Genomic DNA, 15,139 nt, shown 5'->3' with positions numbered 1-15,139 from the left:
GAGATTCCAGATTCAATGCTGCAAATAAATCTAAAATCTAAAATCTAAAATCTAAAATCTAAAATCGACTGACGGTGTTTTGTGGTATAACAACAAACGACCAACACCCGACAACCTAACCACAAGATGAAACGGCGACAATTAATACGTTACGCACAGACGGGTTTGCTAGCAGCTTTAGCAACTGGTTTACCATCTGGATGGGAAAGCTATCAAGCTCAAACTGCTGATTCTTTGTCGATTCAGTGGTTGGGGCACACTTGCTTCTTGTTCGCCGGAGGCGGTGCGAGGGTGCTGGTGAATCCTTTTCGCCCCTTGGGCTGTACCGCAGGCTATCGCTCTCCTAAAGTACCAACAGATTTGATTCTGATTAGCAGTCGGTTGCTTGATGAAGGGGCGATCGACGGATTTGCGGGCAATCCCGGCCTTTTGTACGAACCGGGGGCTTACAAGTCTAACGGGCTGCGGATTCAAGGGATTCGGACGGAAAAAGACCGTGAGGGAGGAAGGCGATTTGGGGTCAATGTGGCTTGGCTGTGGCAGCAAGCGGGCGTTAAGATTTTACACTTGGGCGGAGTTGCTGGCCCGATCGGCATTGAAGAACAAATCTTGATCGGGCGGCCCGATGTAGTGCTGATTCCCGTGGGCGGCGGGCCCAAAGCTTACACTCCGGCGGAAGCGAAGCAAACTTTGCAACTTCTCAAACCGAAGATGGTGATTCCGACACATTTCAAAACCCAAGCCGCCGATGCTGCTGCGTGCGATTTAGTGCCGCTAGATGAATTCTTGGCGCTGATGGAGGGTACGCCGGTGCGCCGATTGAATAATGACACGATTTCGATCAAATCTGCTGACTTACCCCAAACTGGTTCGGTGATTGAGGTTTTGAGTTACAGATTTAGCGGTTGATGCCAGATTTCTTAGGTTGCGTTATATTAAGGAAGTTTTGGTCGATCGGGGATGCAAGAGAATTTTCTCTCTACCTTAGCCTCTAGCAACCTTGCTTTTTGTCGAGATGTGGCTAACATAACAATTCATGTTCACGGTTTTATCTCATAAGGAAATGCAAGCGAAATGAAAAATCAAAATTTACCTAGCTCCATGAAACAACTGATAGGTTTCGCAGGAATAATCGGCGCTAGCGCCTTGATTGGTTTCCCAGCTTTGGCTCACATCACCTCCCATACCAATGTTGCTAATGCAACTCAAACTCCACAAGTTGCAGGAAAGATGAAAACCGCTGCTTCACCGGCACCAACTGGCGCTTCACCGGCATCAACTACCGCTACTAAGGATATTGTTGCTATTGCATCTGGTGACGCTCAATTCAAGACGTTGACAAAGGCTTTGGGAGCAGCCGGTTTAGTGACAACTTTACAAGGAAAAGGCCCTTTCACTGTTTTTGCACCGACAGACGCGGCATTTGCTGCTTTGCCAAAAGCAACTTTGGATGATTTGCTCAAACCGGCAAACAAAGCCAAACTTACTAAGATTTTAACTTACCACGTTGTTCCTGGTTCGGTTTTATCTACTAGCCTGAAATCCGGCGATGTTAAAAGTGTCGAAGGCAGTTCGCTGAAGGTGGCAGTTAGCGCAGGTAAAGTTACTGTCAGCGGCGCTAATGTTGTGAAAGCTGATATCAAAGCTAGCAACGGCGTGATTCACGTAATTGACAAGGTTTTGATGCCGCCCGATGGGATGTAAAAATAGCCGTTTTTGCATCAATTGATGTCAGATTTGGTTAAATGAAGGCAAAGTAAGGACACAACAATGTTGTGTCCTTATTTGTATGGAAGGCAATTCAAAATTAATATATAGTAATCCTTGCAGGAGTCGTAAATTTTTTACCCCACCCCAACCCTCCCCTTATCAAGGGGAGGGAGTAAGAAATTCACAAATGATGCCAGGATTGCTATAGCAATTCTTGCAGGAGTCGTAAATTTTTTACCCCACCCCAACCCTCCCCTTGGTAAGGGGAGGGAGTAAGAAATTCACCGATTTAGGATTGCTATAGATAAAGCTTTAGCTAGCTGCAGGTACTTACAAAAATGGCTGCCAACCCTTACCCCGGTAGCCAAAATCGAAGATTTCGGGATGGATAATTTCTCCTAAAATTTCTAACGAATCAACCAATCTCGGCCCCGGCCGATTAAAGTAAGAATTGCCGTCAGTTATGTAAACTTTCCCAGTTTTTACTGCTGGCAAATTAGCCCATTCTGCGTATTTAGTTATCTGCATTGCTTCGCTGCGAGTGCGGTTTAAATCAAAGCCGCAAGGCATGAAAATAATTACATCGGGATTAGCTTCTACTAGCGATTCCCATTTTAACCAAGGGGAATGTTCGCCGACAATTCCAAACAGCGAATTGCCTCCCGCCATTGCCACTAATTCGGGAATCCAGTTACCGGCAGCCATCAAAGGCTCAATCCATTCGATGCAGGCTACTTTGGGAAATCTCTCTTTTGTGCTAAGAATAGATGAGGCTTGTGTTTTCGAGGTAATAGCATTGATGCGGGATTGCAAAAGGTCGATCGCACTTTTGCCATTTACGCCCAAAGCAGCAGCAACTCGCTGAATATCCGTCCAAATTTCTGCTAGCAGATTCGGCTGCAAAGAAATAATTTCCGGCTTGCTATTTACCAGCGTGCTTACCGCTTGTTCAACATCTGCTAGAGAACAAGCGCAGACTTCACATTGAGCTTGAGTAATAATGTGAGTCGGCTGCAATTTTTCCAAAGTATCTATTTCTACTTTATACACACTCAGCGCATTTTGCAACAATTCGGTCACGCGGTTATGAATTTCGCTGCTAGTTCCTTCGGGATTGAATTTAGGCTGAGTGCAAACAGGTAAATTTTGGATTTCTGGGGGATAGTCGCATTCGTGGGAACGGCCCACAATTGCATCGGTTAATCCTAAAAGTGCTACTATTTCGGTGGCACTGGGAATTAGAGAGATTATTCTTGGTTGGTTCATTGTTGGTCTGTTTTTTACCGCTTCGCAATCACAGGCGGGACGCCCGTGCCACAATAAAAGGGATTGTTAAATTTTGAGTTGTTTTAAGAATTGCAAATCTTGCCATGCTTGAATGAGATTACCTTGCATTAGAGCCGCTACACCGTTTAAAACTCTAATTTCCGGTAGGTTGGAGTTGAGAGCGAGAGCAGGTTTTAAGGCTGTTTGAGCGGCTTTGGGATGCCAACCGTACAGGTGTACGAAAGCTAGATAGGCGTAAGCGTAAGGGTTTTTTGAGTCGAGTTGGGTGACTTTTTCTAAGGCTGCGATCGCACTTTCGACATTCTGCTGCAATACCCTAGAAAATGCCAAAGCATAAGCTAATTCTAGATTATTTGGTTCCTGTTTCAACCGATATTCTAACGATTGTTCCGCTTGCACGGTATAATCTTGAATTGGATCGTACTGATTGATGCGCCCAATCTGCTCGAACACGGGTTCTAAACCGGGCAATCCTTTGGGTAAATTAACCGCCATCGCCCGCAATTGAGTCACTAAATCTAACTCAGGCTGATCTGTATTATCCTCGTTTTTAGGTGCTTTATCCTCGTTCCCAGGCTCTGCCTGGAAACGCATATCCAGAGGCTCTGCCTCGATCTTAACACTAATTGCCGGCACATTAATCGGATAAGTTTCACCAGTTTTACGATTTAGATAAGTAGCCTGCAGATTGTAAGTTCCCGGTGCAATATTAGCAGGAGGAAGCATCGCCGTGCGATCGACAACTCGAAACCCCACAGCAAATTTATCCGCTTCCAGCATCCCCGGATGCAAAGTCCCCTGGGCGATCGCGCGATCGTGTAAAATCCTGAAAGTCTTTCCCGGTGGAATATTGCCAGACTGCTGATTTTCCCACGTTACCAACACTAAACCAGACTGCAACTGCTGCCAAGGCCCAGACCAAGTATAAGTAACCGGTAGCGCGACTCCGGGAACTGCTTTTCCCCCGACAGTAACTCGATCTAATTGTACTTGCGATCGCGCTTCATTCAACGGCTGTATTTCGACAGGCTGCACTCGCTTCCGATAAAGATTTAAATTAGTATAATCGGGCAAAACCCAAGTTTTATCTAACTCAAATTTATCACCTTTTTCAATCGCCGTCACCGCTGCATTTTGAGCTTGTTTAATCCGTTCGCGAATCGAACCTTGCGGGCCAGTTTTAGTTACAAACCAAGAGAGCGATCGCACATCTTGCGGCACTTCTTTTAAATTCGTTCCCACCTGCCGCCCGTAAACCTGAAAATTAGCCAAAGCACCGTAATAATTCAAATTATGCTGGTTAATTTCCGGCGTCGAAGGCAACACGCCTAAAGTAGATTGCAAATAAGGTTCCCGATCAATAATTTCGGCAATTACCTCTCGGTGCGGCCACTCTTTCCCCAAGTAAGGATAGTTAGAATTGCCGGGACTGATAATTTGAACTAAGCTATGTCCAAAAGCACCTCCCAGCGGCCACATATGGAACAGCATCGCCAGAATTGCCAAGCTAATTGTACCCCAGCGAATTTGTCGTCCCCACCGAGAAGGCCACAGCGTTAAACAATAGGCTAAGAAAATAGATAAAACTGGTAAATAAGGTATACCATATCGGTCATCTTTGTTGATATTTAGAGAATTAATTAAATAAGCTCCTACCCAGAAAACAGCCAGCCAGCGACAGGAGTTGAGATAAAAGATTGACGAAATATCTTGCCGACGACGCCAATAAAGTATCAATCCTACTAAGGGAATAAGTAACAGAGGCCAAGAAACGTGTTCGGGTAAGTGTTGACCGTAGTAAATCCAAGCGTCGATCGTATTGAGGGCCGGATCTCCTTCGGCGATCGCAGAATCCACCGTTGCCCGTTTTCCCCCGGTCAAAATTAACAGCCAATTGGTTTTTGCCCACGGCCCAAACACCGCCACCGACAGCAACAAACTACCTGCTAATTGAGATAATCTTCCCCAAGCTTTTTGCCGCACAGCACCCACAGCCAGCCATACAATCGGGGTAAACAGAAATAATACAGTAGTGTGTTTAACTAATATTGATAATCCGAGAGAAATTCCAAAGGCGATCGCCCAAAAGAAAGACGACGCGGAGAGTGGGGGAGTGTGGGACGGGGAGAGGGGGAGATTGGGGGAGGGGGAGAGGGGGAGATCCGGAGAATGGGGAAAATCTTCCTTGATTTCTCTTCCTTCTTCCTTGATTTCTCTTCCTTCTTCCTTCTTCCTTCTTCCTTCTTCCTTCTTCCTTTTTCCTTCAGAAGCCTTCCACATTGTCAGACAATAGAAAGCCAAAGTAATCGCCGCAGTGAGGGGATAGTCGAGTAAAAATTGCAAGCGCAGCCCATAAAGTCCCGGTAACAAAACGCAAATTGCAGCGGCCCACAAACCAACTTGCCGGTTAAATAATTGGACGCCCAGACTGTAGACTGAAGCGAGGAGAATTGCACTAAATAATAGATGAACGAGGGTTGCCCGATCGCCCCCAGTACCAAAAACCTGAAGAAACGGAACGGTTAAGATGTATGCCAAGGGCGGAATTTTCGTCGAAAGCAGCCAGAAGTTTGTCCACCACTCCCCGGAAAGCCACTGAGGATGCTGCAACGCCTGCAAGTATTTCAGGGTGCTAGTCAGGTAGTCTGCTTGATCCCACGCCGGGACAGATCGATCGAGGGCAAACCAGAGGCGATCGCTAATTGCCCCCAGCAGCCAAATTATGCCTAAGACAAGCAGACTCTTGCCCTCGCTGTCCCGATGTTGCTGTGCCATTGCGATTGTTGGATTTTAGGTTGCAGCTTTTAGCTTACAGGCGGGCGGTTCCGGGCGATCGAAAATTAATTGAGAAAAGTGCTTGCTAAATTCTGTATGTGTCTGCTAAGATAGTAAAGCGCGAAAAAACAAGCCGGGATAGCTCAGTTGGTAGAGCAGTGGACTGAAAATCCACGTGTCACGAGTTCAAGTCTCGTTCCTGGCATCGCAAAGCCCTCACAAAGTTGAGGGCTTTTTTTTAGGAAAAATGCGGGCAATGCAGCTAATCAAGATGTAGGTTTGCCGATGGGGGGGTGACAACCCCGCCGGAAACCCAGACAGAGCTGATATTTAACCGACTTGTGCTAAAAAAACATAGGTCATATCAGACAAAAATTACAATCGAGTATAATTGTCAGATTAATAAGTCCAGTTTTGCTTAGTCTGCAAGCTATAGGTTCCATCTTTCACATTCACCCGCTCAGGAATCAGATCTAAATCTCTAAATATATTTGCCTGGTGCTGTAGGGCAGTGAGCGATTGGTCGTCGATCGGGATAATAGCGCGCTCGGCACTACGTCGCTGTAAAATTTCTACAATGGATGGATCTATTTCATGGTGTTCTGCCAATCGCACAGCAGCTTCTAATTCCTGTTTCTTAGCCCAAGCTCCAGCTTCGTTTACCTCTTCTAAAATCACCTTGAGCAAGTCGGGATAGTCGCGTACCAACTCTGGAATCGCGTAGTAATAGGTCGGAACTTCTAAAGAGGCTTTGTCACCAAAGATGCTCTCTAAGTCTGCAATCGATCGCCCTGGGTAAGCGCTTCGGGCGATTGTTGCTGTGTAGGGAACCCAAATCACCCAAGCATCCACCTCACCCACGCGGAATAGGGGCAGCGCCTGTGGCTGGGTCAGATAAATTGGCTCAATGTCACTAAACTCTAATCCCACTTTTGCCAATGCCCGCACCAGCACATAATGAGCGCTTGAGCCTTTGTCAAAAGCTATCTTTTTACCCTTCAGGTCGGCAACCGTCTGAATTGGCGAATCTTCTGGTACTAGAATCGCTTGACCTTTGGGAGCGGTATATTTTTCTTTAGCCACCCGCACAAACACATGATCCGCTGCTTGCGAGAAGATGCTGGCCGTACCACCGCCGCCGCAGAAATCGATCGTCCCATTGCTTAATGCTTCTATCAGAGCAGAAGCTGATAAGAAGCTTGTCCAAGTAACAATCAGCCCAAATGGTCGCAAACGGCTTTCGAGCAAACCTTGAGCACGCAGGACTTCCAGATTCGTCATACCCTCTGGATAACCGATTTTGAGTTGCTTGAGCCGCCGCGCTTGCTCAGCTAAGGGTGTGTTGCCCGATTGAGCAGAACGGTTAGAAAACCAGCGATCCAAAACTACACAGAAAAGTATGCCCCCTACAAACAGTCCCACCGTTTCCAGTAACCGGATTGTTGATTCTTTAGGCAATTTGACCTGATTTACCTGACTTACTAGAGGGGAGAGTACATTGCCAGAGGCAGAAGCGGCAACAGCATGACTGTCAAAAGCGAGACTCAAGACCAAAACCGAGACAATGCCGATACAAAACAGACCTACAAACCGATAGGCGGCCGATCTACGAGTGGCCGAACTGAGCGACCGTAAGATATTTTGACCTGTGCCTCTAGGCAGAAGGTCAATCAAACGGCTAATCATAATGACTCCTTTGATAAACACAGGTGATGGACATTCTTGGATGAATTGAAAATGGGGGATCAAGTCAAAGCACCGATTGATACGGATAAATTACCAAATTTGCTCGCTTGTTACACCCAATATGCGATACTCACATTATCATACCGAGATTATGGTGATTCTTCACAACGGTTGAGAAATCCTTAGTTTCGGCGATCGGATAGGTGTTGAGTGAGAGATGGTAATGGATTGGTTAATTGCAACAATTAAGATCGGACTGGCTGTTGCTGTCGCAACAACGTTTGACGACAACATTTATCTGACAGCTTTCTTCAGTGAGGTTAATCGTACTTTTCGTCCTCAACATATTGTGGTAGGTGAGCTTCTAGGGTTCACGGTATTGGTGATGGTAAGTTTGGTTGGTTTCTTGGTGGGGCTAGCAATTCCCTCAACTTGGACGGGGCTACTGGGGATTTTGCCGATACTCATTGGCTTGAATAATTTACTCAACCTTAACAAGGATGATTCAGCCGAAGATAAGTCAGATAATCTGAAAAGAAACTCTAAATTTCGAGGCTTTGATTCAAGAAAGCGATCGCTCTGGGACGTAATCCGCGATCCGCAGACTTATCGCGTCTCCTCGGTCACGATTGCTAACGGCGGCAACAATCTTGGGATCTATATCCCTTTGTTTGCGACTAGCTCAATCCAAAATCTGTCCGTAATTATACCCGTTTGCTATTTCATTGTTTGCTGCTGGCTGTTTATGTCCTATACTCTGACGCATCTACCTGGTATTGCTGTGGTACTCAGCCGTTATGCGAGCAAGTTTTTCCCTTTCGTGCTGATGTGGCTGGGTTTCAGAATTCTCATGGACAGCGAATCCTATCGTCTCTTTCTACCGAACTCTTGACAGACAAAGGCGATGGAGGCATCCAAAAAATCTATGGCAACAGTACCATTCCCTACAAGAAAGGAAAAAATAAGACTTTAACAGAACAGAATAATACCAAAAAAGCTAGGCCGTAAATCCCAAATTACTGGTCTATCAATTTAATCTCCTTGCCACTCCGGATCTTGCAGTTCCTTTTGAGGGAGTAGCGACGTGCCTTCAATTTTTTGCCGGATTGCTGTTGTGACTTCGCAGTTACTATTCAAGCAATCGATCGGGAGCAGTGGACTGAAAATCCACGTGTCACGAGTTCAAGTCTCGTTCCTGGCATCGCAAAGCCCTCACAAAGTTGAGGGCTTTTTTTAGGGGAAGTGCGGGCAATGCTGTCAATTATCGAACTCGATTTGCCGGAAAGTTTAGCTGACGAGATTGATGAATCTGTCCAGCCTCAATATTTGAAGCTGTGGAGAAGCGTTTAACCCCGCCGAGAATAGTTTTGAGAGTGAATTATTTAACTGTCTTATACCAATTTTAAAAAAGAATGCAACAGTATTCTTGTCCCCCCCCTTAGCAAGGGGGGGCTAGGGGGGGTCGAAGAGTGTTGCACGATTTTAGAGAAATGGTATTATTTTTGAGTGAGGTACGCCGCTAGTTCTGGAATTTCACCGGCGCGCTGCCACTCGGCTTCCGGGCGCCGCACTTTGGTTCGGGCTGTGATTTCCTCAATCTCCCATAATTGCAATTTGGTATAGGGCCCTTTGGCTTCACCGCTGCGAAACACATACCATTGAGCAACTTCAGGAGTTGGCTGGGTCGATCGTCTTACTGACTTCATCCGATTCATTCCAGTTGTCGCTTTGAGCTGGTTGAGCTCTTGTTCTACCGGATTCGGAGGCGGTGAGTTAGAATTGGGCGATCGCTTTTTCTTAGCCTCCTGAGCTTTAGCTTAGGCGGCTGACTTTGCAGCCCGTCGATCCCGCGCCCACGGATCGTGCTGGTAAAGGTAGAGAACAGAACTTTGAATCATAAAGCCTCTGCAGTACCAGAAGGTGAGCAAAGTGTAAGCTACCGCATTGATATTTACGATGGCTTACCATTTTATATTTACTCTGAGAATCTAAACAAACAGAAACTTAGTTTGTAGTTGCGATGCGATCACTAAGGCAAACATTAAGGCTAATTCACTGAGAGGGACAGCTATGGATATCAATCAGAAATTTACCAAGATAGATGACGTAAGTCAGGATTTATTGGATGCGTTCCTTGAGCCATACAAAGAGAATTGCAAGTATCTAAAAAAAGCTCAATTTCAGTATCCAGAACCTAGCGATTTACCTGACAGGTCGAGAAGTAAAAACCAAGGCTTATGGTTCATAAAAGCTGATTTTTCTATTCCAGAATCTTGCTATATTGCTGATACTGGACATTTTAATTCGGTAGAGTTCAATATTTGCTACAATCAGCTATTCTATATCTTAATTGCTTATTTGGTTGCCAATAAGTTGTTGGAGGTAATGAAAGATTGGGATTTAGAAATCTATAAACGCCGTCAGCTTAGTGACTTTCTGATTGTTAAATTTTCCAGCAACTTTAGAAAACCAGTTAACTCAAAGAATTTTCAAGGGACTCTATCAATTAACAAGTTCTCCGCTCGTAGTGGGTTGATTATGTTGAAGACCTCGTGCGCCTTTTACGATCACAATGGGGGATGGTCTGAAGGTGATGTTACCATCGCCATACTTAATGCCAAATCGAGTCAAACTCGAAGCATCAACAAAAATTACCAACTCTAGAATAAAGATAATTGTGCTTCTCTGAGTTCCTTGTCCATCAAAAAATTATCTATTCTACTAGCAACAATCTTACAGTAATCAGCCCTAATTTCAAATCCAATAACTTGTCGCTGCAAACTCAGAGCCACAATTACTGTAGTCCCGGAACCCATAAAAGGATCTAAAACAATTTCCTTTAAATTCGATGCAGACTTGATGATGCGATCGACAACAGCAACAGGAAATTGAGCGGGGTGAGGCGTGCGTTCTTTTGAAGCTCGGTTTTTCCCCGACGTAACTTTTGGAAATTGCCAAACATCCGTCGGATTTTTGCCTTTTAAATTTACTTTAATCTTGCCGTTCTTTTTCTGATTCGGATATTTCACATTTGGGTCGCGCACTTCATCCAAATTAAAAGTATACTTGTCTTGATTTTTCACATACCAGAGAAACTTTTCATTGCGGGGTGAAAAGAACTTACTGCCCGCAACTCCCGCGCCGTAGTTCCAGACAACTTCTTGAATCAGATAAAAAGGCACTTTGTCCCAAAGCAGGTAGGAAATCGGAATTGCTTTTGCCCGATCGCGAATTGACAAATAACCTAAATTCAGCCAAAACGCTCCTCGATCCATCGTTACCCGGTAAACCTCGGCTATCCACTGCTCGCACCAGTTTAAATACTCGTCTAACACCAAGGATTTTTCGTACTCTTTGCCGATATTATAAGGCGGGCTGGTAACGGTTAAATCTACAAATTGATCCGGTAGCAGCTTCAATGCTTCCAAACAATCCAGGTTATAAATTAGGCAATTAGGAGCTTGGAAGTACGGTTTACCTAAAATATTCGCGATATCAGTCAAGCTCATGAAATATTTGGGAGATATTTTTTTATTGACAAAATGCAATAATTATAGTAAATGAGTTGAGAAATATTGTCAAACTCATCGGGACTGGGGAATCGCCCTGCCGGATACAAAAGGTTACAATCACAAATAGATTCTATTTCCATAACATTACTGTTTATAGATTGAACTGCTCAGTGACAAATAACAACACCTCAACTCAATCCTTTCAATTTGACTCAATTGACAGCGCCCTCGTAGACCTCAAAGCAGGTCGCCCCCTGGTAGTAGTCGATGACGAAAATCGCGAAAACGAAGGCGACGTGATTTGTGCCGCCCAATTCGCCACCCCCGACAACATCAATTTTATGGCCGTGAACGCCAGGGGTTTGATTTGTCTGGCCTTGAGTGGCGAAAGGCTCGATCGCCTGGAACTGCCCCTCATGGTCAGCAAAAACACCGACAACAACCAAACCGCCTTCACCGTCAGCATCGATGCAGTCAACGGCGTCAGTACCGGTATCTCCGCCGAAGACCGGGCGCGCACCATCCAAGTAGCCATCCACCCGGACACCAAACCTCAAGACTTGCGCCGTCCCGGTCACATTTTCCCCCTGCGGGCGATCGACGGTGGCGTCCTCAAACGCGCCGGTCACACCGAGGCCTCGGTTGACCTCGCCAGACTCGCGGGCCTGTATCCCAGCGGCGTCATCTGCGAAATTCAAAACCCCGACGGTTCGATGGCGAGGTTGCCGGAATTAATCGAGTACGCCAAACTCCACAACCTCAAAATAATCAGTATTGCCGATTTAATTAGCTACCGACTCAAGCACGATCGATTCGTCCGCCGCGAAACCGTCGCCAAATTGCCAACTCAATTCGGCGAGTTTATGATTTACGCCTACCGCGACACCCAAGACAACTCAGAGCACGTTGCTATTGTCAAGGGCGACCCGGCAGAATTTAAAGACAAACCCGTGATGGTGCGGGTGCATTCCGAATGCCTGACCGGCGATGCTTTGGGTTCCCTGCGCTGCGATTGCCGAATGCAACTGCAAGCGGCACTGAAAATGATTGAAAATGTCGGTTCTGGCGTCATCGTTTACTTGCGCCAAGAAGGTCGGGGCATTGGATTGGTAAATAAACTAAAAGCTTACTCGCTGCAAGATTTGGGATTAGATACCGTAGAAGCCAACGAACGGTTGGGATTTCCCGCCGACTTGCGGAACTACGGCGTCGGAGCACAAATGCTCAACGATTTGGGAGTTCAAAAAATTCGGTTGATTACCAACAACCCGCGCAAAATTGCAGGGTTGAAAGGTTACGGCATTGAAGTAGCCGATCGCGTCCCCTTACTAATTGAAGCCACAGATTACAACTCGATCTATCTGGCAACAAAAGCAGAAAAACTCGGTCATATGCTACTGCAAACTTATTTAGTAACAGTGGCGATTCAGTGGAACGAAACTAAGGAAGAAGGTAGAAGCCAGAAAGCAGAAGGAAAAGAGGAAGATTCTGCCATTCAAAATCGGTACGAACACCTCGAAAAACTGCGGCATTTGGCGGCTAGCCAGCACTTGCTACTGCAAGAAGAAGCGCGGCCGGTGGGAATAGCCCTGTTCGGAGAAGGCTCCCTCATCGTTCACCTCGGCTTCGATCAAGCCGGACTCGCAGCCCCCGACTGGTACTCGGATCTAAACCATCCTTACGTGAAGGCGATCGGTCAAATTCTCGGCCAAATCAGCACTGAGCCGAATTTGCAAACATTAGAATTCATGGTTTCATCCGGTGGAGATCCGCTCAAAACCCTGCAAGTCCAGCTCGATCGCGAGACATTCCTGTTGTCGGAATTAACCGGAATTTGCGATCGGCTCGAACCTCAAAAAATCTACAGTTTTGCTCCTCTTCCCTGAAGGCAGAAGGTAGAAGCCAACCCCCCCTACCCCAGCAGGGGGGAAGGCAGAAGCCAAGAAAAACTGTGAATTTCAGAACAATACTTGTTGATACCAGCGTCTTCCTTTCGTCAGAAAGCAGCCACCAATAAAAACAGTGAATAACAATGTTGATTGCAGTCTAATATTATGTCCGGTCGATTCCCTCCGCTTCGCTTCGCCCGAAATCAGGTAGGGGCGGGTTCACCAACAATATGGGCCAATAATTGATCATCTCAAAAACCCGCCCGGTCGGGATATTATGGTCAATCGATCGGACATGATATAACAAGTCGATGTAGCGAACACTTGAGAGAGCATCGTCGATGCACATTTATCTTATTAAGCAGTATTAATAATCAAATCTTTCAAGAGAACTTTTAGTTAATGTTAATTTTTTTAGACATTGATGGTGTACTTATTCCTGACAAAAGACATGAGACATCGAGATTGCCAACAGATATAATGAATTTTAATTCACCTTGCCTTAATCACTTTGAAAATGTCCTTCGTTGCTATCCTAATGTGCGAGTGGTAATTTCATCTTCCTGGCGTGAAATATTCCCCTTCGAGGTAATCCCGCCATTATTTTCACCAGATATCGCTATCCGTATTATCGGATTCACCCCTTTTCTCAACCCCAAAAATATTCACCAACACAAATATTTACGACACCAGGAAGTTCTTGAGTATCTTCCACAAAATCAAGCAGAAAACTCACCTTGGGTAGCAATTGACGATATTCCAGAACACTATCCGCCAGATGCACCAGTTGTGGCTATTGATGATTACAATGGTTTTGACCAGAACTCAGCAAAGATACTTTCAGAATATCTAACTTGATTTCAAAGGTTAGACAAAAAGTATTGTAAAACTTCATTGAGTTTATAAGCAATTATAAACAATAATGGTATTATATTGTTGTGAGTGTTGAACAAGGAATACGCATAGCCCAAAGAACGGAAGTCTCAAATGCAACTAACAGAGAGGCACATCATTAAATCAACGTCACACCGTTTCGCCCAAATAGACGAACTAGCTTTCAAGTCCAAAAATCTCTACAATGCCGCCAATTACGTCATTCGTCAGAGCTTTATTTATGGATGGGGTTATGTCAGTTATAACGAAATGAACCGATTGATGAAGTCTCATGAAGCCTACAAGGCTTTGCCTGCTAAAGTAAGTCAGCAAATCTTGATGGTGCTAGACAAGAATTGGAAATCGTTTTTTGAAGCAGTTAAAGCTTACAAAGCTGACTCTTCAAGATTCACGGGTCGCCCAAAATTGCCAAAGTACAAAGACAAAACCAAAGGGCGAAACCTTCTCGTCTACACGATGCAAGCGATTAGTAGTAAACAGTTGAAGAAAGGAATCATTAAACTTTCGGGTACTGAACTTTTAATCAAAACCAAAGTCGCTCCCGATAAGATTTGCCAAGTTAGGCTGGTTCCGAAATGTGATTCCTATGTAATTGAGGTAATTTATGATAAACCGGAGTCCACCCTTGGCAACGCAAATTCTGTAGCTAGTATTGATTTAGGACTAGATAATTTAGTGGCGTTAACTTCAAATCAACCGGGATTTATCCCTTTGTTGCTCAACGGGCGACCATTGAAATCGATTAACCAGTTCTACAACAAACGCTCTTCACGATTACAATCCCAGTTAAAAGGGAACCGCAAAACGTCACCCCGGATTCAGCGCTTAACTCGTTGTCGCAATCAAAAAGTTGATAATTACTTGCATCATGCTAGTCGCCTGATTGTTTCGATTTTAAATACAAAACAAATGGGGACGCTAGTAATTGGCAAGAATGCACAGTGGAAAACTGAAATTAATCTAGGGAAGCAAACCAACCAAAACTTTGTTAGTATTCCTCACGCTCGATTAATTGAAATGTTGGAGTACAAAGCTCGGTTGGCGGGAATCAATGTAATTGTGCAGGAAGAATCCTACACATCGCGGGCAAACTTCGTGGGTCTAGACCCAATCCCTGTCTACGGGAAAACAGAAAAAGAGCCGATGTTTACTGGTAAGCGTATTAAGCGAGGTTTGTACAAAACATCGACTGGTCAGTTAATTAATTCTGATATCAACGCTTCGTACAACATCCTCAGAAAAGCAATCCCAAATGCGTTCAGCAATGGGATAGGGAGCTGCGTAGTTCAGCCGAGGCGGGTTAATCCGCTCAAAGTAAAAGTGAAGGGGGAGGGGCTTAAAGCCTCCCATGTCTATAAATGACTATACTTTTGCCAGCTATCGGAA

Annotated in this window: 12 protein-coding genes and 2 tRNA genes; 9 read left to right on the top strand and 5 right to left on the bottom strand. The window is 45.2% G+C overall.

Annotation, left to right across the window (positions count from 1 at the left end):
* Positions 1–126 precede the first annotated feature (126 nt).
* Together QUA43_RS12075 and QUA43_RS12070 are read left to right on the top strand one after the other, a co-directional pair.
* A complete protein-coding gene (locus tag QUA43_RS12075; RefSeq protein WP_333374102.1) occupies positions 127–909 on the top strand; it encodes an MBL fold metallo-hydrolase in 783 nt (260 codons plus the stop codon).
* A 165-nt stretch (positions 910–1,074) separates the two neighbouring features.
* Positions 1,075–1,704, top strand: coding sequence for a fasciclin domain-containing protein (locus QUA43_RS12070; protein WP_333374100.1), 630 nt, complete (start codon positions 1,075–1,077; stop codon positions 1,702–1,704).
* 336 nt (positions 1,705–2,040) lie between these two features.
* On the opposite strand, the gene QUA43_RS12065 is transcribed toward QUA43_RS12070, so the two are convergent.
* Positions 2,041–2,976: a cobalamin-binding protein gene (locus QUA43_RS12065; RefSeq protein ID WP_333374099.1), complete on the bottom strand. Its 936-nt coding sequence runs from the start codon at positions 2,974–2,976 to the stop codon at positions 2,041–2,043.
* A gap of 66 nt (positions 2,977–3,042) precedes the next feature.
* Positions 3,043–5,772, bottom strand: a complete 2,730-nt coding sequence (locus tag QUA43_RS12060; RefSeq protein WP_333374097.1) for a phospholipid carrier-dependent glycosyltransferase — start codon at positions 5,770–5,772, stop codon at positions 3,043–3,045.
* A 132-nt stretch (positions 5,773–5,904) separates the two neighbouring features.
* Here QUA43_RS12060 and QUA43_RS12055 point away from each other — a divergent pair.
* Positions 5,905–5,977: transfer RNA gene (locus tag QUA43_RS12055), tRNA-Phe, on the top strand.
* 194 nt (positions 5,978–6,171) lie between these two features.
* Here QUA43_RS12055 and QUA43_RS12050 read toward each other — a convergent pair.
* Positions 6,172–7,458, bottom strand: a complete 1,287-nt coding sequence (locus QUA43_RS12050) for an aliphatic sulfonate ABC transporter substrate-binding protein (RefSeq protein WP_333374096.1) — start codon at positions 7,456–7,458, stop codon at positions 6,172–6,174.
* A gap of 223 nt (positions 7,459–7,681) precedes the next feature.
* On the opposite strand from QUA43_RS12050, the gene QUA43_RS12045 reads away from it, so the two are divergent.
* Positions 7,682–8,350, top strand: coding sequence for a cadmium resistance transporter (locus tag QUA43_RS12045; RefSeq protein ID WP_333374094.1), 669 nt, complete (start codon positions 7,682–7,684; stop codon positions 8,348–8,350).
* A gap of 207 nt (positions 8,351–8,557) precedes the next feature.
* Positions 8,558–8,660, top strand: a tRNA-Phe gene (locus QUA43_RS12040).
* A 294-nt stretch (positions 8,661–8,954) separates the two neighbouring features.
* Here QUA43_RS12040 and QUA43_RS12035 read toward each other — a convergent pair.
* Positions 8,955–9,164, bottom strand: a complete 210-nt coding sequence (locus tag QUA43_RS12035; protein ID WP_333374093.1) for a DUF4339 domain-containing protein — start codon at positions 9,162–9,164, stop codon at positions 8,955–8,957.
* A 364-nt stretch (positions 9,165–9,528) separates the two neighbouring features.
* On the opposite strand from QUA43_RS12035, the gene QUA43_RS12030 reads away from it, so the two are divergent.
* Positions 9,529–10,122, top strand: a complete 594-nt coding sequence (locus QUA43_RS12030; RefSeq protein WP_333374091.1) for an FcoT family thioesterase — start codon at positions 9,529–9,531, stop codon at positions 10,120–10,122.
* Here QUA43_RS12030 and QUA43_RS12025 read toward each other — a convergent pair.
* Entirely contained in the window at positions 10,119–10,967 is an 849-nt protein-coding gene (locus QUA43_RS12025) for a site-specific DNA-methyltransferase (protein WP_333374090.1), read from the bottom strand. The two genes, QUA43_RS12030 and QUA43_RS12025, sit on opposite strands and share 4 nt — an antisense overlap.
* Positions 10,968–11,140: 173 nt before the next feature.
* Here QUA43_RS12025 and ribBA point away from each other — a divergent pair, with 173 nt between their 5' ends.
* The 3 genes from ribBA to QUA43_RS12010 all read left to right on the top strand — a co-directional run bounded on the left by ribBA (position 11,141) and on the right by QUA43_RS12010 (position 15,115).
* Positions 11,141–12,856, top strand: a complete 1,716-nt coding sequence (gene ribBA, locus QUA43_RS12020; RefSeq protein WP_333374088.1) for a bifunctional 3,4-dihydroxy-2-butanone-4-phosphate synthase/GTP cyclohydrolase II — start codon at positions 11,141–11,143, stop codon at positions 12,854–12,856.
* A 405-nt stretch (positions 12,857–13,261) separates the two neighbouring features.
* Complete coding sequence (locus QUA43_RS12015; protein ID WP_333374086.1) at positions 13,262–13,717, top strand: HAD domain-containing protein; 456 nt, start codon at positions 13,262–13,264, stop codon at positions 13,715–13,717.
* Positions 13,718–13,846: 129 nt separating this feature from the next.
* A complete protein-coding gene (locus QUA43_RS12010; protein ID WP_333374084.1) occupies positions 13,847–15,115 on the top strand; it encodes a transposase in 1,269 nt (422 codons plus the stop codon).
* The last annotated feature ends 24 nt before the right edge of the window (positions 15,116–15,139 follow it).

Origin of the sequence: Microcoleus sp. N9_B4, assembly GCF_036701635.1 — a bacterium.
Classification (GTDB): domain Bacteria; phylum Cyanobacteriota; class Cyanobacteriia; order Cyanobacteriales; family Microcoleaceae; genus Microcoleus.
Note: the sequence above shows the minus strand (reverse complement) of the source record. Positions and strands in the feature narration are given on the sequence as shown.